The sequence below is a fragment of the Agrococcus jenensis genome (genome assembly GCF_003752465.1).
GTDB classification, from domain to species: domain Bacteria; phylum Actinomycetota; class Actinomycetes; order Actinomycetales; family Microbacteriaceae; genus Agrococcus; species Agrococcus jenensis.
Window position 1 is genome coordinate 732,889 of record NZ_RKHJ01000001.1, and the last position, 25,349, is coordinate 758,237.

The following is a 25,349-nucleotide window of genomic DNA, read 5'->3' on the forward strand; positions in this document are numbered from 1 at the left end:
GCGAGCCCTCCTCGGAGCCTGCGGGGGCAACGCCCCGCCTACCCAGACATGTCCGGCAACGCCCCGCGGTCACACCGGGCGACGGCGCGCGCTCAACTCGCACCGGCCCGCTTGTGGACGCGCTCCCCGAGGAGCACGCTGAGTCATGACCGTGATCGAGTTCGAGCTGCACGGGGTCGTCGACGCACCGATCGATGCGGTGTTCGCGCGCCTCGCCCACGTCGAGGGCTACAACGACTGGATGCCACGCAAGGGGAGCATCTTCCGCACGACGGAGCAGACGTCGCCCGGCGAGCCGCAGCTGGGCACCACCTACGTCGATCGCACCGCAGCAGGCGCAGCCCCCGGCGAGATCGTCGCGTTCGAGCCTCCGACCCGCCTCGTCTATCACTGGTGGCAGCTGGCACGCGACGGCCGCATCACCGCCGAAGGCTGGCCCGGCTACGAGCTGGAAGCCGCCTCCGACCGCATCACCCTCGTGCGCCATGGCGCGCGGGTCGAGGTGCACGGCATCCGCCGCCTCATGACGCCCGCCTACCGGTGGCTCGCGAAGCGGGAGCGCGCGGCGACGCTGGAGGCGCTCCAGGCAGCGTTCCGCCGGGCGGGGTAGCCGGCGCTGCAGGCCCGTCGTCCGGCCCAGCGTGGGTGAGGGTTTGCGTCCGAGTGCAGGGCAGCTCGGACGCAAACCCTCAACAGGGGCTAGAGCTCGGTGAGCAGCTGCTCCATCTCGGCGATCTCAGCCGACTGCGCGTCGGCCATCTGCTGCGCGAGCGCGACGACGTCGGGGTGCTGGCCGTCGGCGACCTCCACCTCCGCCATCTCGACGGCGCCCTCGTGGTGCGCGACCATCTGCTGGAGGAAGAGCGTGCTCGCCTCAGCGCCGTCGGCGTCCTCGAGCGCCTGCATGTCGTCCTCCGACATCATGCCGCCGCCCGCGCCGTGCCCGCCGTGGCCGCCATCTGCCGACGCCTCCACGCCCCACTCGTCGAGCCAGCCCTGCAGCTGCTCGATCTCGGGCGCCTGCGCGGCGCGGATGCGCTCGGCCAGGTCGGCGACCCGCGGGTCGAGGCCGTCCTTCTCGAGCACCATCTCCGACATCTCGATGGCCTGCTGGTGGTGCGGGATCATCCCCGTCACGAACATCTCGTCGGCGGCGTTCGCCTCCGACGAGCCGGCGGCCGATGAGGGCGCCTCGGTGATGCCGGGGGATGCGGCCGGGGAGGTGCCCGTCGATCCGCCCGCGGAGCAGCCGGTGACGACGAAGGCGAGGGCGAGCGCGCTGACTCCGAGCGCGCGGTTGATGGTCTTCATGGTGGTGGTCCTGTTCTCGATCTCAAGTGGATGTGATGGATCTGCGACACCGCGGGGGCGATGCCGGCGGCCTGGCCGGTGGCCAGGCAGACCGATCACGTCCGACTGATCGAGAGCAGGATGAGCGAGGGCGTGGGCGGCTCGGCCCGGGCGGCGGATGCGTCGGCCGACGTCGGGATGTTCACGATCGACGCCCAGGGGATGCCGAGACGCGCGGGCGGGACGAGCACGAGCAGGCCCGCGAGCAGCGCGAGCACGCACGCCATGAGCTCCGAGTGGCCGGGCGCGGCAGGTCCGTCGGCTGCGCATGCATCGGTGCAGCCGCTCGCCCTCGCCGCAGCCGCCGCGTCCTGCGCGTGGTGCGCCGGGGCTGCGTGCGAGCCGTGGTCATCGCCAGCAGTGATCGCCGCGCTCGACTGGCCGACGTCCGCATGGCCGGCGATCGCATGGCCTGAGCCGTGCCCGCCCGCCGAGCCGCCCAGCGCGTGCATGCCGAGCAGGCCCGTGATCAGCAGCACGACGGTTGCGCCGAGCAGCAGCAGCGTCCGCGCGGACAGCGCCCGACCCGGGGTCTGCCCCCAGCGCCGCGTCGACGTGCCCATCCGCCACTCCGCCATCGCGCGACACGGTAGCAGGACGACCTCGCAGCGGCCACAGGGACCGGGCGGTGTTCCGCCCGGCCCCCGGATCTGCGACCGCGGCGCTACCAGGGCATCCGCGTGGCGTCGTCGTGGTGCGTCTCGAGCGATGCGACGGCGGTGAGCAGCTGCTCCTCGATCGCGCTGCCGAAGAAGTCCTCGGTGCTGTCGAGCCCGTCGTCGAGCCAGCGCACGGAGAGCGGGATGCTGCTGAAGCTCCGGCACAGGTTCTCGCTGCAGACGTTGTCCGCCGGACGCACCGCACCTCCCTGGTCCGAGAGGCTCACGCCGACGTAGCCCGCGTGGTTGGGCACAGAGTCGCCGAGCGTCCAGGAGACCGCCTGCCACCCATCCGTCTGCGTCGGACGGACCTCGCCCAGCGTCCACTCCCACTCTTCGATGAGATTGGTGAACCACATGTCGCCGTAGTGCAGCACCATGTTGCCGTTCGGCAGGTAGAGCGCGACCGAGTTGTCCCACACCTCCTGGCCGGCTCGATTGGTGCCACGGCGGCTGTGATCCTCGATGCGCCAGTGCTGCGGCACGAGGAAGCTCGCGGTGCCGTTCTGCGTCGTGTACGGCAGGTAGGTCGTGCCCTCGTGCTCGACGCCGATGCCGGCCGGCAGTGCGTCGTCCTCGCCGGTGAGCTCGACCGTCGCGAGCAGATCGAGCGCGAGCTCGACCACGTCGCCGCGGAGGTACTCCTCGGCGGCCGTCGCGGTCGGGAAGGGCTCGAACGCATCCGGGTGCTGGAACGCGAGCGAGAGGATGCGGCTCCCGCCCTCGAGCGTGAAGGCGAAGCCCGGGTCTTCGGGGTTGGTGAGCGCGACGTACGCTCCGAAGCTCTCGTCGTAGCGCTGCCACCACGCGGTGGCGGCCAGGCCGTCGCCGACGGGGATCTGCGCGACGACGGACACCTCGCTCGGGGCCGCACCCACGCTGTCCCACTGCCCATCCGAGAACCAGATGCTGCCGCCGTCGGCGTCGGAGATCGACACTGTGTTGTCCCACCGCTGCCGGCTCTCGACGTCGACCGCGATCCTGCTGTGGTCCTCCACCGTCCATGCGGCCGGGATGCGCATGCGCATCGTGCCGTTCTGCGTCTCGAAGTCGACGAGCTCGACGGGCGCAGCCTCGTCCGCCGTGGGCTCCGCAGTCTGCGGCGGTGTCGCGGTGCCGGTCGTGCCCGGCTCGCGCTCGCCGCCGGTCGTTGGCGTCGGAGTCGGCGTGGCCGTCTCGTCGGGTGCGGAGCTCGGCACGGGCGCTGACGCCTCGTCGGGCTGAGCCTGCGCGCATGCGCCCAGGGTGATGGTCGCGACGACCATGACGGCGGTCGCGGCGAGCAGGCGGCTCTCGATGGGGCGCACGGCGGGCTCCTCTCTCGCGGGGCATCTCCCCCGCTTGCCCTGACATGTCCGGATGCGGGGGCGGGTCACTGGCGGGAGGTCACGGTTCGGTCACGCTTCTCAGCGAGCCCGGGGTGGTCTCGAGACGCGCGCCTGCGGCGTGCTCCTCGGCCGGCAGGAACAGCGAGGGCCGGGCGGTGCTCCGCCCGGCCCTCGTGCTGCACCTGCCTCAGGGCATGCGGGCGTCGTCGTGGTGCCGCTCGAGCGACGCGATGACGGTGAGCAGCTGCTCCTCGGTCGCTCCGCCGAAGAAGGCGTCGCCATCGCTCAGCTGCGTGCTGCTGAACACGCGGCAGATGGTCTCGGCGCACACGGTGCCCGTCGGCCGTGACGCATCCCCCTGGTCGGTGAGGTTGACCCCCACCAGCCCGGCGTTGTAGTCGCCAGTGTCGCCCAGCATGTACGAGACGGCGTGCAGACCATCCGTCGTCGGCCGCACCTCACCGGCGGTCCAGGGCCACTCCGGCTCCTCCCCGTTGAACAGCACGTAGTCGACGTACAGGACCGCGCTGCCGCCGTTCGGCCGGAACAGCTGAACCCAGTTCTCCCACACGGGCACCCCGCCGTGGCCGAAGCCCACGCGGCTGCTGTCGTCGATGCGCCACTCGAGCGGGACCAGGAAGGTCGAGGTGCCGTTCTGCGTCGTGTACGGGAGGTACGTCGTGCCCTCGTGCTCGACGCCGATGCCGGCCGGGACCGCGGTGTCGTCGCCCGAGATCTCGACGGTCGCCATGATGTCGAGTGCGAGCGCGACCTCGTCGCTCCCCAGGTAGGCCTCGACCGCGTCGCGGCTCGAGAACTGCTCCTCCGCGTCCGGGTGCTCGAACTTCAGGAAGTGCAGTCTCGTGGACCCACCGACGCGGAACGAGTCGGAGAGCGGCGCCTCGCCGTCGATCACGGCGACGCTGGCGACGTAGATGTCGCTCTCGTACCGCTCCCACCAGGCAGCAGCCGCGAGGCCTGAGCCGATGTCGATGCGCTCGACGACGTGCTCCTCGAGCGCCGCCGCGCCCACGTCATCGGGCATACCGTCGTCGAACCAGAAGTGGCCGCCATCGGGACCGGTGACCGCCACGATGTTGTCCCACCGCTGCAGGCCGTCGTAGCCGAGGGCGACACGGCTGCTGTCTTCGACGGTCCAGTCCGCCGGGATCTGCATGCGCATCGTGCCGTTCTGCGTCTCGAACGGGACGAGCTCGACGGCATCGCGCTCGGGCGGTGTCGCGGTGCCCGGTGCGCCGGTCGCGCCGGCGGAGGTCGTCGGCGTCGGAGTCGGGCTGGCGGTCGGAGTCGCGCTGGCGGTCGGCGTCGCGCTGGCGGTCGGCGTCGATCGCGGTCGATCGGGCGCCGAGGTCGACCCGGGCTGGGCCTGCGCGCAAGCGCCCAGCATGGCGGTCAGCGTGACGATCGCGGTGGTGGCGAGCACTCGGCTCGGGGAAGGGCGCACGGCGGGGTTCCTCTCTCGCGAGGCTCATCCCCGCACGCTCTGACATGTCCAGCGTCAGGCGGCGGTCACGCCGATCGGGTCACGATTGCATCACGAACGGCGGAGCGGCTCAGGCTCCCGGCTGCGGTGCCAGCTCGGGGCAGTTGCGCTCGACCTCTGGCGACCACGGCATCGCGCCGGCGTCGCGATGCATCCGCTCGAACGCATCGGCGGACACGCCCTGCGCCTCGAATCGACGGGCGAGCTGCTCCCACCGGCGCAGCTCCGGCAGCGCGCCGCGCTCGTGCCAGTCGTGCCACAGCGCGTGCAGCAGCATGTGCTTCGGCTTCGATGTGAAGCGGTGCCGCTCGAAGGCGAGCAGGGCGTCGGCCCACGCGGCAGCGTCGGCGTGGTGCCACCCGGCCCAGACGCTCGACTCCGGCACCACCCTCGGTTGCTCGGTCAAGGACATAGTCGCGATCTCTCCTCGTGGGGCATTGCTGAAACACAGAGTTGCCGATCAGGCAACTCTGCACGACTTCGGACCACTGTACGACGCGCGTGTGACATCCGCTCAACTTTCTTCTGGATCACGCGGTGGGACGCGAGCGGATCACGACGCCCGGAAGAAGAGCTCGCGCGAGTACCCGAATCCGACGCCCACCTGCGTGAGCGCATCGCTCACGGCGACGTCCGGGATGACGGCGGAGCCCCAAGGCTCGGTGCAATAGGCGTAGCGATCGCCCACCTCGATCAGCTCGCCGTCGCCGCCGGCGCACGCCAGCTCGATGTCGACCATCTGCGCACCGGTCTGCGCGGCCACCTCCGCCGCGGTGGCTTCGTCGAAGCCCGCCCCGGTGACGACGCGGAAGGCGGTCGGCGCGCCGATGTCCTGCTCGAACGCTGTCAGGAGCGACATCTCGCGGCCGACGCTCACCGAGATGGCAGCGGCGAGCCCTTGGTCGCACGGGATCATGCGGTCCGTCGAGTCATGCGAGAACCGACCGTCGCCCGCGTCGAACCACATGGGGACGGCCGGCGCGCACGGGATGAGGTAGTCGTAGCGCTCGCCCTCGGCGAGCTCGGCGCCGACGACGGGTACCGGCGTGCCTGCAGGCGAGAGGACGGGCAGCGGCGGCGTCGTGGGCGGCGTGCGCGCCGCCTGCGGTGTGGGCGTCGGCGTCGGCGTCTGCGTCGGCGTCGGCGTCGGCGTCTCGGTCGGGGCAGGCGTAGCGGGCTCCGACGTCGTCGCAGGCGAGGTCGCCGTGGTCGGGCTGGGGCTGGAGGGCTCCGGCACGGGCGCCGGAGCGAGCCCCCCGGCCGGCCCGCACGCCACGAGCCCGAGCAGCACCGCGACCGCGAGCGGTCCTGCGGCCCATCCCGATGCGCGGCGCATCATCGCTCCATCACCCATCGCATGTCGGACCGCGCGACCCCTTCGCCGGACTCCATCCGAGGCGCGAACGAACCGTCCCCGATGGGGACCCCCCAGGCAGCGAGCTGGGGAATGATGCCCGGATCGGCGTTGCAGTCGAAGGTGACGCCGCCGATCGTGACCGTCGGTCCGCAGGCGTAGTAGACGGTCGCCGTCGCGCCCTCGACCGAGCCGAGCGGCACCTCGCCCGGATCCACGACCTGCAGCTGCCCGTCGAAGTCGGGTGACGCCGTGAACTGCGGATCTCCATCGCCGACGACATCGGCTCGGTCGACGAGCGCCCAACCGGTGCCCGGCTCGTGGTCCGCGCAGTCGATCCACTCGGCACCGCCGAACAGCACCGAGCCGGATCCCTCGCACAGCACGTAGACGTCGTAATACCGCTCGAGCGTCGGTCCGCCTGCGGCGCCGGTGTCACCGCATCCGTTGCGGCAGTCCACGAAGTCGGTGACGATCGGCGCGCCGGCCGCCACGCCCTCGAAGCCCGGCGGCGGTACGGGTGCGGTCTCCGTCGGCTCCGGCTCGGGCGGCGCGGTCGCCGTCGCCGTCGGCTCGACGGTCGGCTCGGCGCTCGGCTCCATCGTGGTCGTCGGCGCCGGTGCGGCCTCGTCGATGCGAGGGTCGAGCGCGCCGGCGAACTGCCAGACGCCGACCCCGACGACCGCGGCGGCGACCGCGGCGACCGCGCCGCCGGCGATCGCCCGGTTGCGGCGCCGCTCCCGCACGCGCTCGCGCACCGCCATCGTCGACAGGCCCTGGCGCATCCGCGCCCGGAAGTCGGGGCTCATGCCCTGCTGCTGCCGATCGTTCATGCCGACACCTCCTCGAGGTCGCCGGCGCCGGCCGCCTGCAGGTGGCCGCGCAGCCGCTGCTTCGCCCGGTGGATGCGCGTCTTGGCCGCGCCGTAGCTCACGCCGATCGCCTTGGCCGCGTCGGCGAGCGGGATCTCCTCGAGCAGCACGAGCGACACGAGCCGCGCATCCGTCTCCGACAGCTCCCGCAGGGCCGCGCCGACCGCGCTCGACGCGTCGACCCGCGCGAAGCGGTCGCCCGCGACGTCGGCGGTGTCAGGCGAATCCGGGCCGAGCGGGATGTGCGCGATCAGCCGCTCGTTGCGGCGGATGCTGCGGCGGGCGTTGCGCGCGCAGTTCGTCGCTGTGGCGAGCAGCCACGGCAGCACCGAGTCGTCGACGATGCGCACGCGCGAGCGCTTGCGCCACGCCTCCGCGAACACGGCGGCCGTGACGTCCTCGGTGTCCTGTCGGTGCTGCATCAGCCTCCATGCGTGTCGCCACACGCGGTCTCCGTGGCGGTCGAAGATCGCGGCGAAGGCGACCCCGTCCCCGCGCACGACGGCACGCCACAGCTGCTCGTCGGTCTGCGCGAGGTCCACATCCAGGATTGTCCGGGATGCGGTCCCTGGTTACACGCACGACGCGATCAGTTGCAGGCGCTACGGTTCCACCCCGGCCGGCATCGTCGACGGGTCGACGCCGGTGAGCTCGAGCGTCGCCATGACGTCGAGCGCCTCGAGCACCGGCGCGCTGCTGAGCAGCTGCTCGGCCTCGGCCCGCGAGCCGACCGCCGCCTGGTCGTCGCCGAGCAGCAGCACCGTGCAGGTGTGGGTGCGCTCGACATCCGGCAGCCCGAACGACGGGATCGGCTCCAGCCCCTCCTGGGAGGGCCGCGCGACCCCTGCGTGCACGAACCAGCGGTCGGCCGCGTGCACCCACCACGACATGGCCTTGGTGCCTGCGATGTCCATCGCGCGCTCCTCGACGATGCCGAAGTCGGCGTTCAGGTAGCCGGCCGAGTCACCGAAGCCGTCGTAGTACGTGATGTCGGTGCCGGAGGGCGACGTGAAGCCGACAGTGTTCTCCCACCACGGGTCGCCGTCGAAGTCCATCGTCAGGCGGCTGTTGTCGAGCACAGTCCAGCCCTCCGGCAGCTGCAGGCGCATCGTGCCGTTCTGCGTCTCGAACGTCGAGCTCGCCATCTCGGTGGGCATCGGGGTGCTCGTCGGTGCCGGGGTGATGGTCGGCGCCGGCGTGACGGATCCGGTGGGGGTCGGCTCGACGGGCGTCGGCCTGGCGGTCTCCACCGCGGGCGACGGCGTGGCCGCCGTCTCGGACGGGGCCGTCGGCACGTCGGGGCCGCAGCCGACGAGCAGCACGGCCGCCGCGAGCGCGGCTGCGGCGCCGACCGCGCGAGCGGACGGCCGGGTGGCGATCATCATGGCCTGCTCCTTCTGGTCGCGACTCCCCCGTCGGTCCAGATGCGTCCAGGATGCTCCTGCTCGGCCCGTCGTGGGAGTCACGGTTCGGTCACGGTGCCGATCCCAGCGCGAAGACCGGAAGATGTGCAGCGGAGCGGGGCGTCGAGTGGATAGTCCGCTCGCCCTGCCGCTCCGCCGCACATGCTTCGGGCGCCGCTCCCCCGCGAGGCGGAGGCGACCACGGCGGGGCGCCCGCCGGGCGGCGGAGGCGGCCGACGCATCGGCGCGCCTACGCTGGACGCCATGTCCGTCCGCCGCGCCCCCGACGCGAGCTCGCTGCGCGCCGACCTGGTGCTGGCCGTGGCGCTCGCGCTCATCGGCTGCGTCATGGTGGCGCTCAGCGCCATGACCGGCCTGCAGTTCGCCGACGTGCCGATCTGGGCGCCGCTGCTCGCCGCGGTCCTGCTGCCGGCGCCGCTCGTGCTGCGCCGCGTGCATCCGCTGCCGGTGTCGATCGCGCAGATCGTCATCTACATCGTGGCCGGCGAGGCGGCGGTGCTCGAGCTCTACGCCTCGCAGGTGAGCCTCTTCATGGGCTTCTACTCGATCGGCGCATGGGATGCCGACCGCCGCAGGGCGTTCTGGTCGCGGCTGGTCATCGTCATCGCGATGGCGGTCTGGCTCGCCTCGTCGGCAGTCCGCGGCTTCTTCGACCCCGAGACGGGCGAGCGCGGGGTGTCGGCGTTCTTCGCCTTCCTGGTCATCCAGATCGTCATCAACGCCGCCTACTTCGGCGCCGGCTGGGTCTTCGGCGACAGGGCGTGGCGCAGCGCCGTGGAGCGCGAGGCGCTCGACGCCGCTCACGCCGAGATCCAGGCGCAGCAGGATCGGCTCGCCGAGCAGGCGGTCTCGCTCGAGCGGCTCCGCATCGCGCGCGAGCTGCACGACGTCGTGGCGCACCACGTCTCGGCGATGGGCGTGCAGGCAGGTGCCGCCCGGCGAGTGCTCGACCGCGACCCGGTGAAGGCGGCGGATGCGCTGCGGCACGTCGAGCAGTCGGCGCGCGACGCGATCGGCGAGCTGCGCTCGCTCGTGGTGACGCTGCGCTCTGAGGACGACGGCACGTCGGCGGCCCCCGAGCTGGCTGCGCTGCCCGCGCTCATCGAGTCGGCGCGCGAGAGCGGGCAGCGGATCGAGCTGCAGTCGATCGGCACCCCGCGGCCCGTGACGTCGATGGTCGGCCTCACGGTCTACCGCATCGTGCAGGAGGCGCTCACGAACTCGCGCAAGCACGCCGGTCCGGTGGCGCGGGTCGACGTGCGGCTGCGCTACCTCGATGACGAGATCGAGGTCGAGGTGACCGACGACGGCCGCGGCGGCGCCGCCGGGACGCACGGCGCCGGCGCTGGCCTCATGGGCATGCGCGAGCGCGTCGCCGCGCTCGGCGGATCGCTCGAGGTAGGGCCGCGATCCCGCGGCGGATGGCTCGTGCGGGCGCGCGTGCCGAGCCCCGGCCCGGCACGGGCCGACGAGGCGACGCTGGGGTTCGCCGACGAGGCATCAGCCTCCGCTGGCGAGCCGGCGGCCACCGCCGGCGTCGAGGCCCCCGCCAGCGCCGCACCCGCCGACGCGCCCACGAGCGCCGACGCATCCGCCCGTTGAGGGTCTGCGTCCGAGTGCAGGGCCACTCGGACGCGGACGCTCAAGAGCCGGAGGTCAGGGGCAGCGGGTGTACGCGGCGGTCGCCTCGCTGAGCGTGGGCAGGCCGCCCAGGATCAGCACCTCGTCGGCGCCAGAGCCGAGGAGCGTGCTGCGGCTCACGGCCGGCAGGCACTCGCGTCGGGCGAGCAGCATCGGCGCGCCCTCGGCCCCCGCCGCGGCCGCGCCGGCCAGCGCGTCGGGGAAGTCCGTGCCGCTCGCGATGTAGACGGTGCGCACCTCGTCGAAGACGTCGGCGAGCTGCGCCGCGGTCGCGAAGCGGTCGGCCCCGGCGTAGCGGACCACGCTCGGCACGGCAGCCGAGAGCCCGTTCGCGACCCCCGTCGAGACCGAGGTGCCGTCGCCGACGATCCCCGCCCAGTCGACGCCGAGCCCCTGCAGCGTCGCGCGCGTGGCCGCATCGAGCGAGCCGCTGCCGCCGTCGACCAGCAGCACCGGCCCGCCGCGGAACGCCGCAGCGGGGCCTGCGGCCAACGCATCCGGGAACGTCAGCCCCGTCGCGACGAACGCCGCATCCGCCGAGTCGAAGGCGTGCTCGGCGACCAGCCTGCTCGTGTGGAAGCGGTCGGTGCCGCCCAGCCGCAGCACCGCTCGGGCGGGCGCGAGCGCACGCACCGCATCCTCGACCGCTACCGACACCGAGGGCGCGCCGCCGACGATGACGACCTCCGCCGGGTTCAGGCGCTGGATCTCGGCCAGCACGGCCGGCATGGCCGAGCCTCGCGGCGTCAGCAGCACCGGTCCGCCGGCGTGCGCGGCCGCCGGCCCCGCAGCGAGGCCGTCCGGGAAGTTCTCGCCGCTCGCGAGGTAGACCACCGGCGCACCCGTCGGGAACGTGCGGCGCGAGATCTCGACCGACGTCGCATACCGGTCGGCGCCGGCGATGCGCTGCGCGCTCGGCAGCGGCTCGGTCGGGTCGCCGAACCAGTCGGTCCAGATACGCCAGGTGTTGCGGTTGCCGTAGGCGGAGCACGAGTCGCCCGTGCCGTAGAGGTTCGCGAGCGCCGCCGCGTTGGGCTGGTAGGGCGTGTAGTTGTAGAGCCCCGCCGTGGCGAGGTTGCGGATGAGCACCGGGCTCGAGCCGCACGCCACCTCCGTGTCGTAGCGGATCTGGTTCACGACGCCGGCGCGGTGGTTGTAGCGCTCGGGGTGCGCCGCGTAGCGCTGGAACTGCCGGGCGCCGTAGTAGACCTGGTAGAAGAATCCGGCGACGCTGGCATCGCACGGCGCGGTGTCGGGGCAGCCGAAACCGGTCGCCTTCTCGTAGCGGGACGCGCTCGGCGACGGGTGGGTGATGAGCGTCTGCTCCTTCTGCAGCAGCACCAGCAGGAATCGCTGCGAGATGTCGCAGGCCTGGCCGACGCGCGCGATGATGCTCGCGGCCGACTCGTCCGCCCTCCCCGTCATCGCCCCGCAGTAGGCGTCCGCGGGAATCGACGGGGTCTTCTGGCGGTAGGTGTCGAGGCACGTGTACCCGGCCGTGCAGCCCGCGTGCTTGGCGTCGATGAACGCCTGCACCTGCGCGGCCGTCATCGCGCCACCGTCGTAGAACTGCTCGTCGGAGACGAGGTAGCCGGCTTCGAAGTCGGCCGCCACCGCGGCCGTGGCGCTGCCACCGGTGCCTGCGGGCGGGGTGACCGTCAGCAGACCGGCGACGAGCGCGGTGAGGGCCGCGGCAGCGACAAGACGAGGGCGAAGGCGCATCGGCGGGCCGTTCGTTCGGGCGCAAGCTTCGGGCGTTCACGCATGAGGAAGTTGCTTTCAGCATATGTGCGCACTCGGCAGGCGTCGAGGGATCGGTCGGGGTACGCGGCGCCTGACCCGCGGTCGCCGCGCCGGTAGCGTGGGGCGCGTGACGCGCATCCTGCTGGTGGACGACCAGGCGCTCGTGCGCGCCGGCTTCGAGACGATCCTCTCGAGCGAGCCCGGGTTCGACGTGGTCGGCCAGGCGAAGGACGGCGCCGAAGGCGTGCGCCTCGCCGCCGAGCTGCAGCCCGACGTGATCTGCATGGACGTGCAGATGCCCGTGATGGATGGGCTCGAGGCGACCCGGGCGATCTGCGCCGCGGACGGCCACGCCGCGGTGCTCATGCTGACGACCTTCGATCGCGACGACTTCCTGTTCGACGCGCTCTCGGCCGGCGCCTCCGGCTTCCTCCTCAAGACGGCCGAGCCCGAGCAGCTCATCGACGCCGTGCACGCGCTCGCGCGCGGCGACGCGCTGCTCTCGCCGGAGGTGACCCGTCGCGTCATCGAGCGCTTCGCCGGCGCGACGGGCTCGACGGATGCCGCGGTGACGACGGGCGAGATGCTCGCCGCTCCCCCGAGCCCGGTGCTCGTCGACCTCACCGATCGCGAGCGCGAGACGCTGCTGCTGCTCGCGCGCGGGCGCTCGAACGCCGAGATCGCGCGCGAGCTGTTCGTCGGCGAGGCGACCGTGAAGACGCACGTGTCGAACGTGCTGCTCAAGCTCGGCATCCGCGACCGCATCCACGCCGTCATCTGGGCGTACGAGCACGGTGTGGTCGCGCCCCGTGGCTGAGCCGGTCCGTGCGCGTGCGCCGCAGCCGCGCACGCGGCGCATCCCCGCGGTGGCGGTCGCGTGGTTCGCGCTCTCGGCGGCCGGCCTCGTCGGCACGTGGTGGTACAACATCGCGTTCTTCGCCGACCCGGGCGGGCTCGGCTACCTCGAGGGATGGTTCGCGAACGCCGCGAGCGCGTCAGCATCGATCGACCTGCTCGTCGTCGCCGTCGCGGCCTCGATCTTCATGATCGTGGAGGGCGCTCGGCTCGGATGGGCGCGGTGGGTGTGGGTGCTCGTCGTGCTGGGTGCGGTCATCGCGATCGCCTTCGCCTTCCCGCTCTTCCTCGGGATGCGCGCGGTCGCGCTGCACCGTCGCGCGTCGCCAGAGCGCTGACCCGGTCGCACCGCCGATCAGGTCGGCTCGACGCGCTGCGCCAGCGCCATGGCGTCGTGCGGCGCGTGCCCGTGGATGTCGTTGTCGAAGTAGACGTAGACGTCGCGCGGCGAGCCGTCGGGCGTGGCGACGCCGCTCGTCCAGCCGCGGATGCGCTCCGCCCACGCATCGAGCTCGTCGGGCGTGTAGCCGCTCGCGTACAGCTCGCGCGAGCCGTGCAGGCGCACGTAGGCGAAGTCGGCGGTGACCTCGCCGAACGCCGGCCAGCGGTCGGCCGTGTCGGCGACGGTGAGCGCGACCCTGTGGTGCCGCAGCAGCTCGGCCGCGGCCGGGTCCTCGAAGGAGCGCGCCCGCGGCTCGAGCGCGTGCCGCATCGGCACGTCCGGCCCCTCCTCGAGCCACGTGCGTCCCCGCATCCGGTCGTCGTGGCGACGCGCGAGCTCGAGCGCCTCGCCCGTCGATCGCGGCAGGCCGGCGAGGAAGCGGTCGAGCCCCTCGGCGTCGAACTCCTCGCGCTCGGGCAGCTGCCAGAGGAACGGCCCGAGCTTGGCGCCGAGCGCGAGCACGCCCGAGGCGAAGAAGTTCGCCATCGCGACCTCGACGCCCCGCAGCCGCAGCATGTGGGTGATGTAGCGCGATCCCTTCACCGCGAAGACGAAGTCGTCGGGCACCGCGTCGCGCCAGCGCTCGTAGCTGGCCGGGCGCTGCAGCGAGTAGAACGAGCCGTTGAGCTCGAGCGACGACATCCGCTCGCCGACGTGCTCGAGCTCGCGGCACTGCGGCAGCCCGCGCGGGTAGAAGTCGCCGCGCCACTCGGCGTAGCGCCAGCCGGAGATCCCGACGCGCGCGCGGGCGGCCGGCGCGGTCTCGCGGCGCTCCTCCTCCATGCGCCCACCCTCGCACCGGCTGCCGAGAGCCCGCTCAGCGCCGGCGATCCGGGGTCGCATCGCCACCTGCGGATGTCGGTGGCTCGCACTACCGTCGGGCCATGGAGCTCGACATCGCCGTGCACCCGGCCACGGCCGACCGCTTCGACGACCTGGCGGCGATCCTGGCACCGCGCAACCCCGATGCGCCGGCCTGCTGGTGCCTGAGCTATCGCGTGCCGGGCGCCGAGTTCAACGCCCTCGCCGGTGCGGACCGACCGGCGCGACTGCGCCGCTACGCCGAGGAGGGCACGCCGCCGGGCGTCATCGCCTACGTCGGCGGCGAGCCGGCCGGGTGGTGCTCGGTGAGCCCCCGCTCGAGCCATCATCGGCTCACGCGCTCGCGCACGATCCCTGCAGTGGACGACGTGCCGGTGTGGAGCATCGTGTGCCTCGTCGTCCGTCCCGGGTTCCGTCGCCAAGGCCTGGGGCACGCGCTGCTCGCGGGCGCGGTCGAGTTCGCGCGCAGCCGCCGCGCCCCGATGCTCGAGGCCTATCCGATCGAATCCGGCGACGAGCGGATCAGCACCGCGCTGGCCTACGTCGGCACGACGTCGCTCTTCGAGGCGGCCGGCTTCGAGCGCGTGGTCAAGACATCGTCGAAGTCGGGCGGCAGGGAGCGCTGGCTCATGCGGTTGCCGCTCGAGGGCGAGCAGCCACCTGAGGTCGATGCCGCAGGGGGTTGACACTGCAGGGGGTTGACACCGCAGACCGGCGGGCGCACCATGTAAGCAGTTGCTTACGCAGGGAGGTGTGCAGTGCCGATCGCGACCGATCCGCTCAGCCGCATCTTCTTCGCGCTCGCCGACCCGACACGGCGCGCGATGCTGGAGCGGCTCGCGGCCGGTGCCGCGACCGTCGGGGAGCTCGCCGAGCCGTTCGCGATGAGCCGGCCGGCGGTGTCGCAGCACCTCGGCGTGCTCGAGCAGGCCGGCCTCATCGAGCGCACCCGACAGGGGCAGTGGCGCAGCTGCGCGCTGCGCCCCGAGGGGCTCGACGACGCGGAGCAGTGGGTCACCGAGCACCGCGCCGCGTGGCAGTCGCGCTTCGACCGGCTCGACGAGACGCTCGCCGCGCTCGTCGCCGGCGAGCGCGACGCCGGCAGCGCGAGTGACGCCCATCACGAGGCATCCGATGCCGGACCATCCGACACCAGCACGACCGACCAGGCCGACGCATCCGTCGGCGATCCGAAGGAGCAGTGATGACCGCAACGAGGCAGTTCACGATCACGCGCACGTTCGACGCGCCCAGGGCAGCGGTCTGGCGGGCATGGACCGACCCGGCGATCGCCGCGCAGTGGTGGCACCCGCACGAGGTGGCCGTGCCGCCCGAGTCGGTGCGGATCGATCCGCAGGTCGGCGGCCGCTACGAGTACCTGATGATCGCGCCCGACGGCAGCGAGTACCCGACCGGCGGCGAGTACCTGGAGGTGCGGGAGCCCGAGCGGCTGCGCTTCTCGTGGGCTGACCCCGGTGACGCGGTCGACGACGCCATGCAGATCACGGTCGACCTCACCGAGGTCGATGGCGGCCGATGCGAGATGACCTTCCACCTGTCGGGCGTCGACGAGGACCGCGTGAGCGAGCAGAGCGTCTTCCACGGCTGGACCGAGGCCTTCGAGGAGCTCGACGACGCCCTCGCCTCGACGACCGAGCGCTCCTCGTGAGCGGCCTCATCGTCGAGCAGATCGTCTCGGTCGACGGCTTCGCTGCCGAGCCCGACGGCGGCATGCGCTTCGTCGAGGCGACGACGCCGGACGGCGACATCTCGGACGAGGGCCAGCTGACGATGCTCGAGGGCGTCGACGCGATCCTGCTCGGCCGGCGCACGTACGAGATGTTCGCCGCCTACTGGCCGACCGCCGATCCGACGGTGGAGCGCGTCGCCGAGCCGATCGCGCGACTGCCGAAGCTCGTGCTCTCGGCCACGCTCGAGCGCGCACCGTGGGGCGACGGCGAGATCGAGGTCGTGCGTCCCGACCCGACGGCCGCGGATGCCGTGCGGGCGCTCAAGGGCAGGTTCGGCTCGATCATCGTCTGGGGATCGCTGTCGCTCGCCGACGCGCTGCTCGACGCAGGCCTCGTCGACCGGCTCCGGCTGCGCACGACGCCCGCGCTGATCGGCGACGGACTGCGCTTCACGCCCGCGTCGCTCGGGCTCCGGATGCTGCGGCTCGAGTCGTCGGTCGCGCATCCGGCCGGGCACGTCGTCACGGAGTACGCGATCGACGGAGGCGGGCGATGAGGGACACCGAGCCGCAGACCGCCGGCGGCAAGGTGCTCTGGCACTTCACGATGTCGCTCGACGGCTTCGTCGCGGGGCCCGAGCACGCCATGGACTGGATGACCGACATGACGAACCGCGATGGGCTCATCGACGAGTACGTCGGGACGACCGGCGCCGTGCTCGGCGGTCGCGTCGGCTGGGACATGTTCCCCGACCCGAGGATGACCTACGGCGGCGCGTGGCAGGGGCCGCTGTTCGTGCTGACGCACCACCCGGAGGACGCGCAGCCGACGGAGGGCGTGACGTTCCTCGACTGCGACGTGGCAGAGGCGGTGCGGATCGGGCTCGAGGCGGCCGCCGGCAAGAACCTCGAGGTGCTCTCGCCCTCGATCGGCAGCCAGCTGCTCGAGCGGGGACTCATCGACGAGATCGACCTGCACGTCGCGCCGATCCTGCTCGGCGACGGCATCCGACTGCACCACGCGCCGGGCGGCACGCCGATCCGGCTGTCGCTCGTGAACGGCGACGACCCCACCGCTGAGGTGAACCTGCGGTACCGGCCGGTCGCGGGCTAGCCGCGCCGCGGACCGCGAGTCACTCGCCCGGCCGCGGCCGCCGCGTCAGCTCGAGGCGCACGAGCGGGAGCAGGTGCCTCGGCCACACGACCGCGGCCACCGCGTCGCCCAGCCCGACACCGAGGCCGACGACGTGCTCGTCGCCGATCTCGACGCAGGCGACCTCCTCGCCGTCGATGAGGATGGCGCTCGGGACGGCGTCGAGCGCGGAGGGCTCGTCGACGAAGGCGTCGGGCTCGTGCGGCGTCGGGTCGCGCTCCTCGCGGAAGGTGTTGCCGATCACGTTGCGCATGTGCAGGGCGAGGACGTCGGCGACCGACTCGTCGTCGCGCGGCACGACCGTCTGCACCGCCTCGTACGCCGCGGGGAAGCGCATCCAGCGCATCCACTCGACGGCCGTCGGGGGCAGTCGGGGCGACGGATCCGCGAGCGCCGCCTCGAGGTCGGGCGAGAGCCGCACGTGGTTGATCGGGTCGTCGAGGTCGTCGGGGTTCCAGAGGATCGCGTAGGAGATGGCGGCGGCGTCGAGCTGGAACGGCCCGCCGTCGCTGCTCGACGCGATCGTGCTCACGCCGGTCTCGCGGATGCTCGGCTGGGCGACCAGCGTCGCGAGCCGCACGGGGAACTCGGCCGACACCGCCTCGAGGGTGGGCGGGTCGTCCAGCGGGCCGTCGGGCTCGGCGAAGTCCATGCGGCCAGCCTGGCCGATCGACGCCGCGCGCACCAGTCCGGGGGCCGCTCGTCGGAGCCGCTGCCCCCGCTCCCCCGCACGGCGGAGGCGCAAGTCCAGCCGTCAGGGGGAGGTCGGCGCGATGCCGCCGACGTAGCGTCGGAGCATGCTCTCCATCCGATCGATCTCCCGCTCCTTCAACGGGCACCGGGCGCTCAACGACGTCAGCTTCGACGTGCAGAACGGCCTGATGACCGGCTTCGTCGGCGCCAACGGCGCCGGCAAGACCACGACCATGCGCATCATCCTCGGCGTGCTCACGCCGAGCTCTGGCGAGGTGCTCGTCGACGGCAGGCCGATCACCGCCGATGACCGCGCGCAGTTCGGCTACATGCCCGAGGAGCGCGGGCTCTACCCGAAGATGAAGGTCCACGAGCAGCTCGTGTACCTCGGCCGCCTGCACGGCCTCAGCTCGGCCCACGCGTCGACCCGCGCGGCAGACCTGCTCGAGCAGCTGGGCCTCGGGGAGCGCCGCGACGACAAGCTCGAGTCGCTCAGCCTCGGCAACCAGCAGCGCGCGCAGATCGCCGCCGCGCTCGTGCACGAGCCCACCGCGCTCGTGCTCGACGAGCCGTTCTCGGGGCTCGACCCGATGGCGGTCGAGACGACCGTCGAGGTGCTCCGCGACGTCGCCCGCAGCGGCGCCCCGGTGCTGTTCTCGAGCCACCAGCTCGACCTCGTCGAGCGCCTGTGCGACTCGCTCGTCATCCTCGCCGGCGGCGAGGTGCGAGCGGCGGGCACGCGCGAGCAGATCCGCTCGGCACACGCGCGGCCCGAGTGGGTGCTCGAGACCGACGACGCGGGCTTCGTGCGCGGCATCCGCGGCATCGAGGTCATCGAGTTCGACGGCGGCCACGTGCGCTTCACCGCCCCCACCGACGACGACGCCGACCGCGTGCTGCGCGAGGCGATCGAGCGCGGCACCGTCCGCAGCTTCGCCCCCTCCATCCGACCGCTGACCGAGATCTTCCAGGAGGTCATCCGATGAGCACCACCACCCGCGCCCCGGGCGCGAACACCCGCGGGCGCACGCGCTTCGCGCAGGCCGTCGGGATCGTCGCGCAGCGCGAGATCATGACGCAGCTGCGCTCGAAGGCGTTCATCATCTCGACGATCATCACGCTCGCGCTGGTCTTCGGCGCGGTGCTGTTCTCGTCGATCGGTCCGCAGCTGTTCGACGAGGACACCGACGTCGCCACCACGTCGGAGCTCGCGCCGACGCTCGAGCAGCTCGACGGCATCGCCGTCGTCCCCGCCGACAGCGCGGATGCGGTGCGCGACGCCGTGCGCGACGGCTCGGTCGACGCCGGCGTCGTCGCGGGCGAGGGCCCCTCCGGGCTCGTCGTCATCGGCGACCGCGAGGCGCCCTCGAGCCTGCTCCAGCTGCTCAGCATCACGCCCGACCTCGAGCTGCTCGACCCGAACGCGCCCGACCCGATGCTGACCTACTTCATCGGCCTCGCCTTCGGCCTCGTCTTCTTCATGTCGGCGATGACGTTCGGCCAGACGATCGCCAACTCGGTCGTCGAGGAGAAGGCGTCGCGCATCGTCGAGATCATGCTCGCGACGGTGCCGGCCCGCGCCATCCTGGCCGGCAAGGTGATCGGGAACTCGATCCTGGCGTTCGGGCAGATCCTGCTCATCGCCGCGGTGGTGCTGCTGGGCGGCGCGATCACCGGCTCGCAGCTGCTGCTCGACGGGCTCGGCATGCCGATCGTGTGGTTCGTGGTGCTCTTCACCGTCGGCTTCATCATGCTGGCGGCGCTCTACGCGGCGGCGGCGGCGCTCGTCTCGCGCGCCGAGGACCTGGGCTCCGCGACGAGCCCGCTCATCATGCTGATCATGATCCCGTACTTCCTCGTGATCATCTTCAACAACAACCCGCTCGCGCTGCAGATCATGTCGTACGTGCCGTTCTCGTCGCCGGTCGCGGAGCCGATGCGCGTCTACCTCGGCACGATGGAGTGGTGGGAGCCGTTCCTCTCGCTCGCGATCCTGGTGGTCTCGACCATCCTCGTGATCGTCTTCGCGGCGAAGGTCTACGAGCGGTCGCTGCTCAAGACCGGCTCGGCGGTCAAGTGGAAGGACGCCCTCAAGGCCTGACGGGCTCCCGCCGGTCTCCCCGCCCCTCCGCACAACGCAAGCCCTCGGCCGGCGATCTGCGGCTGTCGCGCCCGCTCCGGGTCGGCAGCCGCAGCAGCCTGGCTGGGGGCTTGCGTCGTGCGAGCAAGGGCAGCGAAGAGCCCTTGCACCTCGGGAGGTTCTGTGGTTCATTAGTCAAGTAATGAACCAACGGAGCTCGGCGGAACGCGTCAGCGACCCGCCCGCTCCCGGATGTGCGCACATCCGACCCACCGACCGAAGGAAGCAGCATGCTCGACGACAGCAAGCCGCTGTTCGTAGCAGTGGCAGAGCAGATCGAGGACGGGATCCTCGACGGCACCTACGCCGAGGACGACCCCGTGCCCTCGACGAACGAGCTCGCAGCCTTCCTCCGCATCAACCCCGCGACCGCCGGCAAGGGCTTCAGCCTGCTCGTCGACGCCGGGGTGCTCATCAAGAGGAGAGGGATCGGCATGTTCGTCGCCCCAGGCGCTCGTGAAGCGCTCCGGCAGCGCCGGAGGTTCGCGTTCCAAGACCAGTTCATCGCACCCCTGCTCCGCGAGGCAGCACAGCTCGGCATCTCCGCCGAGGACCTCGCGGACATGATCACGAAGGAAGCCGTCCGATGACCGCCATCGTCACCCGCCAGCTGTCGAAGCACTACCCCGAGGTACGCGCCCTCGACGGCGTCTCGATCGCGCTCGAGGAGCACCGCATCCACGGCCTCCTCGGCCGCAACGGCGCCGGCAAGACCACGCTCATGCAGCTGCTCACCGGCCAGGTCTTCGCGACCGACGGCACCATGGAGGTGCTCGGGGCGAGCCCGGTCGAGAACGCCGACGTGCTCATGCAGACGTGCTTCATCCAGGAGAGCCAGAAGTACCCCGACACGTTCCGCGCGATCGACGTGCTGCGGGTCGCGGCCGGCGCCTACCCGAACTGGGACCAGGCGTTCGCCGACCGGCTCGTCGACGAGTTCCGGCTGCCGGTCAAGCGCATGATCAAGAAGCTCTCGCGCGGCCAGCTGTCGGCGATCGGCATCGTCGTGGGGCTCGCCTCGCGCGCGCCGCTGACGTTCTTCGACGAGCCCTACCTCGGGCTCGACGCGGTCGCCCGGCGGATGTTCTACGACCGCCTGCTCGCGGACTTCAGCGAGCACCCGCGCACCGTCGTGCTCTCGACGCACCACATCGACGAGGTGGCGAACCTCCTCGAGCACGTCATCATCCTCGACGAGGGGCGCGTGCTGCTCGACGCCGACACCGACGAGCTGCACCACGCGGCGATCGCGGTCTCCGGCCGCGCGGCCGACGTGGATGCGTTCCTGTCGGACCGCGAGGTGCTCGAGCGCACCGTGCTCGGCACCCTCGCCACCGCCACCTTCACCGCGCGCGCCGGTGACGAGCGCGCCGCCCGCGAGGCCGGGCTCGACGTGAGCCAGGTCTCGCTCCAGGCACTCTTCGTGCACCTCACCACGGCGAACGCCGCAGCCGCCGAGCAGCCCATCGGCACCCGTTCCGCGACCGACGTCGCGACCTCCTGAGAGGCACCGTCATGCGCATCCGCAACGTCGTCCAGCTCCACACCGTCAACAAGCTGCAGGCCTTCGGCTGGCCGCTCGTCATCATGCTGATGTCGCTCACGGTCGTGCTCATCATCGGCGCGCTCGTCGTGAACGTCGCAGCCGCAGCCGGCGATGGCGCCCAGGCGCGCGCCGGGATGAACATGGGCATGCAGTGGAACGGCGCGATCTTCGCGCTGCTCGGCCCGCTCATCGGCTTCGGCTTCACCGCGATGGGGCAGTACTTCCCGCTCGCGCTCGGCCTCGGCCTCACCCGCCGCGAGTTCGCGACGGGCACCGCGCTCGTCTTCGCCGGCAACGCGGCCTTCTACGCGGTGATCATCACGATCGGCAAGGTGATCGAGGTCGCGACGGGCGGCTTCGGGCTCGGCATCCGATTCTTCGACACGCACTTCACCGGCACCGGCGAGTGGTGGCAGACGCTCGTGCAGACGTTCCTGCTCATCCTCTCGGTGATGCTCGTCGGCGCAGCGATCACCACCGCCTTCCACCGCTGGGGGCAGTCGTTCCTCTGGGTCTTCTGGATCGCGCTCGCGGTCGTGGTGCTGGCCTTCTCGGCAGGCCTCGTGCTCTCGGAGCCGTTCCGCGGCTTCGCGGTCGACGTCGGGACGATGGGCTGGCTGCCCTGGATGGGCGTCGTCGCCCTCCTCGGGGCGGTCGGCGCGGCCGTCTGGCTCGCGCTCGTGCGCCGCGCGCAGGCTCGCTGAGCCGAGCACGCAGCAGGGGCCCGCCCGAGTCGTCGACTCGGGCGGGCCCCGCTCGTCTCGCTAGGGCGCTGCGCCCTCGGCGGCGTCGTCGTCGTCGGCGGCGACCGCCTGCTGCGGCTCACCCGCACCCTCGGTCGGGGCGCCGGAGCCGGCCAGCGGATCGGTCGGCTCGCCGCTGATGGGCCGGTCTGCGCCCCATGGCGACGGGCCGTCGAGCGCCTCGTCGAGCGCGTCCTGCGACTCCGCGGCCACCTGCTGGATCCTGCCGTCGTGCTCAGCGCCGGTGGTGCCACCGGGCTGCAGCTCGTCGCCGCTCTGCGATGCGTCCGTCATCGGGTCTCCCTCCTGCTGCGCGGACGGCACCGGTCGGTGCCGCTGCTTCCGCGCCGCGAGTCTTCTCCGGCAACCTGGACCGCCACTGACAACCTGGATGGCCGCGCAGGCGAGCCGGATCAGCCCTTCACGGCGGCGAGGCGGTCGAGTGCCTCCTGGCGCTCGACGGCGTGGTCGAGGATGCGCTCGGGGTAGCCCTGGGCGCACCCGTCCGCGACCTTCCACGGCTCGTGCACCGCGGCGCCGGCGATGTGCCGGAGCTCCGGCACCCAGCGACGCACGTACTCGCCGTCGGGGTCGTAGCGCTGGCCCTGCACGACCGGGTTGAAGACGCGGAAGTAGGGCGCCGCATCCGTGCCCGTCCCCGCCGTCCACTGCCAGCCGTGGCTGTTCGAGGCGAGGTCGCCGTCGGCCAGCTGCTCCTGGAAGAACCGGGCGCCGTGCACCCACCACACGTGCAGGTCCTTCGTGAGGAAGCTCGCCGTCACCATGCGCACCCGGTTGTGCATCCAGCCCTGCGAACTCAGCTGCCGCATGCCCGCGTCGACGAACGGGAAGCCGGTGCGACCCTCGCACCACGCCTCGAAGCCCTCACCCGGCTCGTCGTAGGCCATGCCGCGCAGCTGGTCCCCGAAGTCGCGCCACGCCGATCGCGGGTGGTGCCACAGCACGTCGGCGTAGAACTCGCGCCACGCGATCTCGGCCTGGAAGCGCTTGAGCGAGCGCTGCGCCGCCTTGCTGCGCCGCGGCGCGATGCGATCGAGGTCGGCGAGCAGCGTGCGCGGATGCACCGTGCCGAGCTTCAGCGCGATCGAGAGCCGCGAGGTGCCGTCGAGGTCGGGGCGGTCGCGGTGCTCGTCGTAGTCGTCGATGGGGCCGTCGAGGAAGGCGGCCCAGCGCTCGAGGGCCGTGTCCTCCGCCGCCCAGGACAGCTCGGCCTCGGTCTCGGGCACCGCGGGCAGCGGCTCGCCCTCGATCCCCCGCAGCCATCGCACGGCGTCCGGCAGCTCGGCGGGCGCGCGCCAGCCGTGCGCGAGCCAGGCGCGCGAGAACGGCGTGAAGACGCGGAAGGGCGAGCCGTCGGCCTTCCTCACGCGACCCGGCGAGACGGCGTAGGGCGTGCCCGTCGCGACGAGCGGCACGTCGAGCGCCTGCTCCACCCGCGCGTCGCGCCGGCGACCCCCCGGGGTCGACTCGCCGGAGATGTGCACCGCATCCGCCCCGACCTCGTCGACGAGCTCGCGCAGCACCTGCTCGGGGGCGCCCTCCCGCACGACGAGCGCATCCTCGGTGGCCGTGCTGAGCGCGGCGAGGGCGGTGCGCAGGGCCGCGGCGCGCGCGGTGCCCGCGCCGACGAACGCCGGGTCGACGATGAAGACGGGCAGCACCTCGCCGGCCGTGGCGGCCGCGACGAGCGCGGGATGGTCGCGCACTCGCAGGTCGCGCCGGAACCACACGATCTGGGCACCCATGCGGGCAGGCTACTGCCGCCCGCCGGATGCCCGATGTGCGCTCAGCGCAGCGGCTCGGCGAGGTTCGCCGGGGGCTTCCCCTGCTCGGCGCTCGACGGGTCGCTCGGCGTGAGCTCGCCGTCATCCGTCTCGCGATCCGCGCGCAGTCGCTCGTCCTCCGCCGACGCGGTGCCCGCTACCCGGCCGCCGTCGCCGGACTGCACCTCGTGCTGGCCCTGCGGCTCGTCCGCCTCGCCTGCCGGCCACTCGGCCGCGCCCAGGCTGTCGGCCGACGCCGGGATCGCGTCGTCCGGGAGCACGGCGCCCGCACCCTCCGGCACCCGTGCCTGGTCGGTCTCGTCAGACATGTCCACTCCGATCCTCTTGCGGCACCGGCGGCACCGCTGGCGCACAGCACTCTCGTCCCCCGACCTGGAACCGTCCTGGACGCCTGCAAGGATGGATCCGTGCAGACGCTCCACGACGCGGACCGCCGCGGCTTCGCATCCGACAACTACTCCGGCGTGCACCCCGAGGTGCTCGCCGCGATCGCTGCCGCGAACGGCGGCCACCAGACCGCCTACGGCGCCGACGAGTACACCGCGCACCTGCAGGAGGTCGTGCGGCGCCACTTCGGCGACCAGGCCGAGACGTTCCCGGTCTTCAACGGCACGGGGGCGAACGTGCTCGCCCTGCAGTCGCTGCTCCCCCGCTGGGGCGCCGTGGTGGCCGCGAAGACCGCGCACATCAACGTCGACGAGGGCGGCGCGCCCGAGCGCGTCGGCGGCATGAAGCTGCTCACCGTGCCGACGCCCGACGGCAAGCTGACGCCCGAGCTCATCGACCTCGAGGCATGGGGCTACGGCGACGAGCACCGCGCGCAGCCGCTCGCCGTGTCGATCACGCAGTCGACCGAGCTCGGCACCCTCTACACGGCCGACGAGATCCGCGCGATCGCCGACCACGCGCACGCCAAGGGCATGCTGCTGCACGTCGACGGCGCGCGCATCGCCAACGCCGCGGTCGCGCTGGACCAGCCGCTGCGGGCGTTCACGACGGATGCCGGGGTCGACATCCTCTCGCTCGGCGGCACGAAGAACGGGGCGATGGGCGCCGAGGCGGTCGTCGTGCTCTCCGAGCGCGCGGGCCACGGGCTCGTCTACCTGCGGAAGCTCAACATGCAGCTCGCATCGAAGATGCGCTTCATCTCGGCGCAGCTCGTCGCGCTCTTCGAGGGCGAGCTGTGGCGCGAGAACGCCGTGCACGCGAACGCGATGGCGGCCAGGCTGCGCGCCGCGGTCGAGCAGCTGCCGGGCGTCTCGTTCGCCTACCCGACGCAGTCGAACGGCGTGTTCGCGCGGCTGCCCGAGGGCGTCGCCGACGCGGTGCGCGAGGCGTTCTTCTTCTACGACTGGGATGCCGCCGCCGGCGAGGTGCGCTGGATGTGCACCTGGGACACCACCGAGGCTGACGTGGACGCGCTCGCGGAGGCCGTGCGCGAGGCCGTCGGCGGGGAGCCGGTCGAGGCGGCGACGCCCGCGGAGCCGCTGCCCGCCGCACCGTTCCCGCCCACGAGCTGAGCCGGCCGGCCGCAGACACCATCGGGGCCCCGGCGGTACTCCGCCGAGGCCCCGTGGCTGTTTCG

Annotated in this window: 30 protein-coding genes; 15 read left to right on the plus strand and 15 right to left on the minus strand. The window is 72.5% G+C overall.

The window, feature by feature from the left end; translation table 11 throughout:
• Positions 1–145 precede the first annotated feature (145 nt).
• Complete coding sequence (locus EDD26_RS03590) at positions 146–610, plus strand: SRPBCC family protein (RefSeq protein WP_123696448.1); 465 nt, start codon at positions 146–148, stop codon at positions 608–610.
• 89 nt (positions 611–699) lie between these two features.
• Here the strand turns inward: EDD26_RS03590 and EDD26_RS03595 are convergent, their stop codons facing one another.
• From EDD26_RS03595 to EDD26_RS03635, 9 genes are all read right to left on the minus strand, one after another.
• Positions 700–1,311, minus strand: a complete 612-nt coding sequence (locus EDD26_RS03595) for a DUF305 domain-containing protein (protein ID WP_123696449.1) — start codon at positions 1,309–1,311, stop codon at positions 700–702.
• A gap of 95 nt (positions 1,312–1,406) precedes the next feature.
• Positions 1,407–1,928, minus strand: a complete 522-nt coding sequence (locus tag EDD26_RS03600; protein WP_123696450.1) for a hypothetical protein — start codon at positions 1,926–1,928, stop codon at positions 1,407–1,409.
• An 86-nt stretch (positions 1,929–2,014) separates the two neighbouring features.
• Complete coding sequence (locus EDD26_RS03605) at positions 2,015–3,316, minus strand: hypothetical protein (protein ID WP_123696451.1); 1,302 nt, start codon at positions 3,314–3,316, stop codon at positions 2,015–2,017.
• A gap of 208 nt (positions 3,317–3,524) precedes the next feature.
• Complete coding sequence (locus tag EDD26_RS03610; protein WP_148058687.1) at positions 3,525–4,802, minus strand: hypothetical protein; 1,278 nt, start codon at positions 4,800–4,802, stop codon at positions 3,525–3,527.
• 109 nt (positions 4,803–4,911) lie between these two features.
• Positions 4,912–5,247, minus strand: a complete 336-nt coding sequence (locus EDD26_RS03615; protein WP_148058688.1) for a hypothetical protein — start codon at positions 5,245–5,247, stop codon at positions 4,912–4,914.
• A gap of 147 nt (positions 5,248–5,394) precedes the next feature.
• Positions 5,395–6,177 (minus strand): hypothetical protein, encoded by a 783-nt coding sequence (locus EDD26_RS14795; RefSeq protein WP_123696454.1) that lies wholly within the window; start codon positions 6,175–6,177, stop codon positions 5,395–5,397.
• On the minus strand, positions 6,177–7,028 hold the full coding sequence (locus EDD26_RS03625; RefSeq protein WP_123696455.1) for a hypothetical protein: 852 nt from the start codon (positions 7,026–7,028) through the stop codon (positions 6,177–6,179). The genes EDD26_RS14795 and EDD26_RS03625 overlap by 1 nt, the downstream gene beginning before the upstream one ends.
• Positions 7,025–7,609: an RNA polymerase sigma factor gene (locus EDD26_RS03630; RefSeq protein ID WP_245989735.1), complete on the minus strand. Its 585-nt coding sequence runs from the start codon at positions 7,607–7,609 to the stop codon at positions 7,025–7,027. Before EDD26_RS03630 ends, EDD26_RS03625 begins: the two co-directional genes overlap by 4 nt.
• 60 nt (positions 7,610–7,669) lie before the next feature.
• Complete coding sequence (locus EDD26_RS03635) at positions 7,670–8,452, minus strand: hypothetical protein (protein WP_123696457.1); 783 nt, start codon at positions 8,450–8,452, stop codon at positions 7,670–7,672.
• Positions 8,453–8,734: 282 nt separating this feature from the next.
• Between EDD26_RS03635 and EDD26_RS03640 the strand changes: the two genes are divergently transcribed.
• The gene (locus EDD26_RS03640) at positions 8,735–10,093 is read left to right on the plus strand and encodes a sensor histidine kinase (protein ID WP_170165520.1); all 1,359 of its coding nucleotides are present in this window, start codon (positions 8,735–8,737) and stop codon (positions 10,091–10,093) included.
• Positions 10,094–10,147: 54 nt separating this feature from the next.
• Here the strand turns inward: EDD26_RS03640 and EDD26_RS03645 are convergent, their stop codons facing one another.
• Positions 10,148–11,854 (minus strand): cell wall-binding repeat-containing protein, encoded by a 1,707-nt coding sequence (locus tag EDD26_RS03645; RefSeq protein WP_123696459.1) that lies wholly within the window; start codon positions 11,852–11,854, stop codon positions 10,148–10,150.
• A gap of 148 nt (positions 11,855–12,002) precedes the next feature.
• Here EDD26_RS03645 and EDD26_RS03650 point away from each other — a divergent pair, with 148 nt between their 5' ends.
• Entirely contained in the window at positions 12,003–12,692 is a 690-nt protein-coding gene (locus EDD26_RS03650) for a response regulator (protein ID WP_245989736.1), read from the plus strand.
• Positions 12,685–13,068, plus strand: a complete 384-nt coding sequence (locus EDD26_RS03655; protein ID WP_211333819.1) for a DUF2834 domain-containing protein — start codon at positions 12,685–12,687, stop codon at positions 13,066–13,068. Before EDD26_RS03650 ends, EDD26_RS03655 begins: the two co-directional genes overlap by 8 nt.
• A 17-nt stretch (positions 13,069–13,085) precedes the next feature.
• Here the strand turns inward: EDD26_RS03655 and EDD26_RS03660 are convergent, their stop codons facing one another.
• Complete coding sequence (locus tag EDD26_RS03660; RefSeq protein ID WP_123696461.1) at positions 13,086–13,955, minus strand: DUF72 domain-containing protein; 870 nt, start codon at positions 13,953–13,955, stop codon at positions 13,086–13,088.
• A gap of 101 nt (positions 13,956–14,056) precedes the next feature.
• Here EDD26_RS03660 and EDD26_RS03665 point away from each other — a divergent pair, with 101 nt between their 5' ends.
• The 5 genes from EDD26_RS03665 (at position 14,057) to EDD26_RS03685 (ending at position 16,798) form a co-directional block, all read left to right on the plus strand.
• Positions 14,057–14,680, plus strand: a complete 624-nt coding sequence (locus EDD26_RS03665) for a GNAT family N-acetyltransferase (protein ID WP_123696462.1) — start codon at positions 14,057–14,059, stop codon at positions 14,678–14,680.
• A 72-nt stretch (positions 14,681–14,752) separates the two neighbouring features.
• Positions 14,753–15,199, plus strand: a complete 447-nt coding sequence (locus tag EDD26_RS03670; protein WP_123696463.1) for an ArsR/SmtB family transcription factor — start codon at positions 14,753–14,755, stop codon at positions 15,197–15,199.
• Positions 15,199–15,663, plus strand: a complete 465-nt coding sequence (locus EDD26_RS03675; protein WP_123696464.1) for an SRPBCC family protein — start codon at positions 15,199–15,201, stop codon at positions 15,661–15,663. Before EDD26_RS03670 ends, EDD26_RS03675 begins: the two co-directional genes overlap by 1 nt.
• Positions 15,660–16,241: a dihydrofolate reductase family protein gene (locus tag EDD26_RS03680; protein ID WP_170165521.1), complete on the plus strand. Its 582-nt coding sequence runs from the start codon at positions 15,660–15,662 to the stop codon at positions 16,239–16,241. Before EDD26_RS03675 ends, EDD26_RS03680 begins: the two co-directional genes overlap by 4 nt.
• Positions 16,238–16,798: a dihydrofolate reductase family protein gene (locus EDD26_RS03685; protein ID WP_123696466.1), complete on the plus strand. Its 561-nt coding sequence runs from the start codon at positions 16,238–16,240 to the stop codon at positions 16,796–16,798. Before EDD26_RS03680 ends, EDD26_RS03685 begins: the two co-directional genes overlap by 4 nt.
• Positions 16,799–16,817: 19 nt before the next feature.
• On the opposite strand, the gene EDD26_RS03690 is transcribed toward EDD26_RS03685, so the two are convergent.
• Positions 16,818–17,489, minus strand: coding sequence for a hypothetical protein (locus tag EDD26_RS03690; protein ID WP_123696467.1), 672 nt, complete (start codon positions 17,487–17,489; stop codon positions 16,818–16,820).
• Between the two features lie 145 nt (positions 17,490–17,634).
• Here EDD26_RS03690 and EDD26_RS03695 point away from each other — a divergent pair, with 145 nt between their 5' ends.
• From EDD26_RS03695 to EDD26_RS03715, 5 genes are all read left to right on the plus strand, one after another.
• Positions 17,635–18,516, plus strand: a complete 882-nt coding sequence (locus tag EDD26_RS03695; RefSeq protein WP_123696468.1) for an ABC transporter ATP-binding protein — start codon at positions 17,635–17,637, stop codon at positions 18,514–18,516.
• Entirely contained in the window at positions 18,513–19,631 is a 1,119-nt protein-coding gene (locus EDD26_RS03700; protein ID WP_123696469.1) for an ABC transporter permease, read from the plus strand. The genes EDD26_RS03695 and EDD26_RS03700 overlap by 4 nt, the downstream gene beginning before the upstream one ends.
• Positions 19,632–19,900: 269 nt before the next feature.
• Entirely contained in the window at positions 19,901–20,260 is a 360-nt protein-coding gene (locus tag EDD26_RS03705; RefSeq protein WP_123696470.1) for a GntR family transcriptional regulator, read from the plus strand.
• Positions 20,257–21,174, plus strand: coding sequence for an ABC transporter ATP-binding protein (locus tag EDD26_RS03710; protein WP_123696471.1), 918 nt, complete (start codon positions 20,257–20,259; stop codon positions 21,172–21,174). Before EDD26_RS03705 ends, EDD26_RS03710 begins: the two co-directional genes overlap by 4 nt.
• Positions 21,175–21,185: 11 nt before the next feature.
• Complete coding sequence (locus tag EDD26_RS03715; RefSeq protein ID WP_123696472.1) at positions 21,186–21,920, plus strand: hypothetical protein; 735 nt, start codon at positions 21,186–21,188, stop codon at positions 21,918–21,920.
• 60 nt (positions 21,921–21,980) lie between these two features.
• On the opposite strand, the gene EDD26_RS03720 is transcribed toward EDD26_RS03715, so the two are convergent.
• The 3 genes from EDD26_RS03720 to EDD26_RS14890 all read right to left on the minus strand — a co-directional run bounded on the left by EDD26_RS03720 (position 21,981) and on the right by EDD26_RS14890 (position 24,072).
• Positions 21,981–22,253, minus strand: a complete 273-nt coding sequence (locus EDD26_RS03720) for a hypothetical protein (protein ID WP_123696473.1) — start codon at positions 22,251–22,253, stop codon at positions 21,981–21,983.
• Positions 22,254–22,372: 119 nt separating this feature from the next.
• Positions 22,373–23,725 carry a cryptochrome/photolyase family protein gene (locus tag EDD26_RS03725; protein WP_123696474.1) on the minus strand — a complete coding sequence of 451 codons (1,353 nt, stop codon included), beginning with the start codon at positions 23,723–23,725 and terminating at the stop codon, positions 22,373–22,375.
• Positions 23,726–23,766: 41 nt separating this feature from the next.
• On the minus strand, positions 23,767–24,072 hold the full coding sequence (locus EDD26_RS14890; protein WP_148058689.1) for a hypothetical protein: 306 nt from the start codon (positions 24,070–24,072) through the stop codon (positions 23,767–23,769).
• A 99-nt stretch (positions 24,073–24,171) separates the two neighbouring features.
• Between EDD26_RS14890 and EDD26_RS03735 the strand changes: the two genes are divergently transcribed.
• Positions 24,172–25,284: a threonine aldolase family protein gene (locus tag EDD26_RS03735; protein WP_123696476.1), complete on the plus strand. Its 1,113-nt coding sequence runs from the start codon at positions 24,172–24,174 to the stop codon at positions 25,282–25,284.
• The last annotated feature ends 65 nt before the right edge of the window (positions 25,285–25,349 follow it).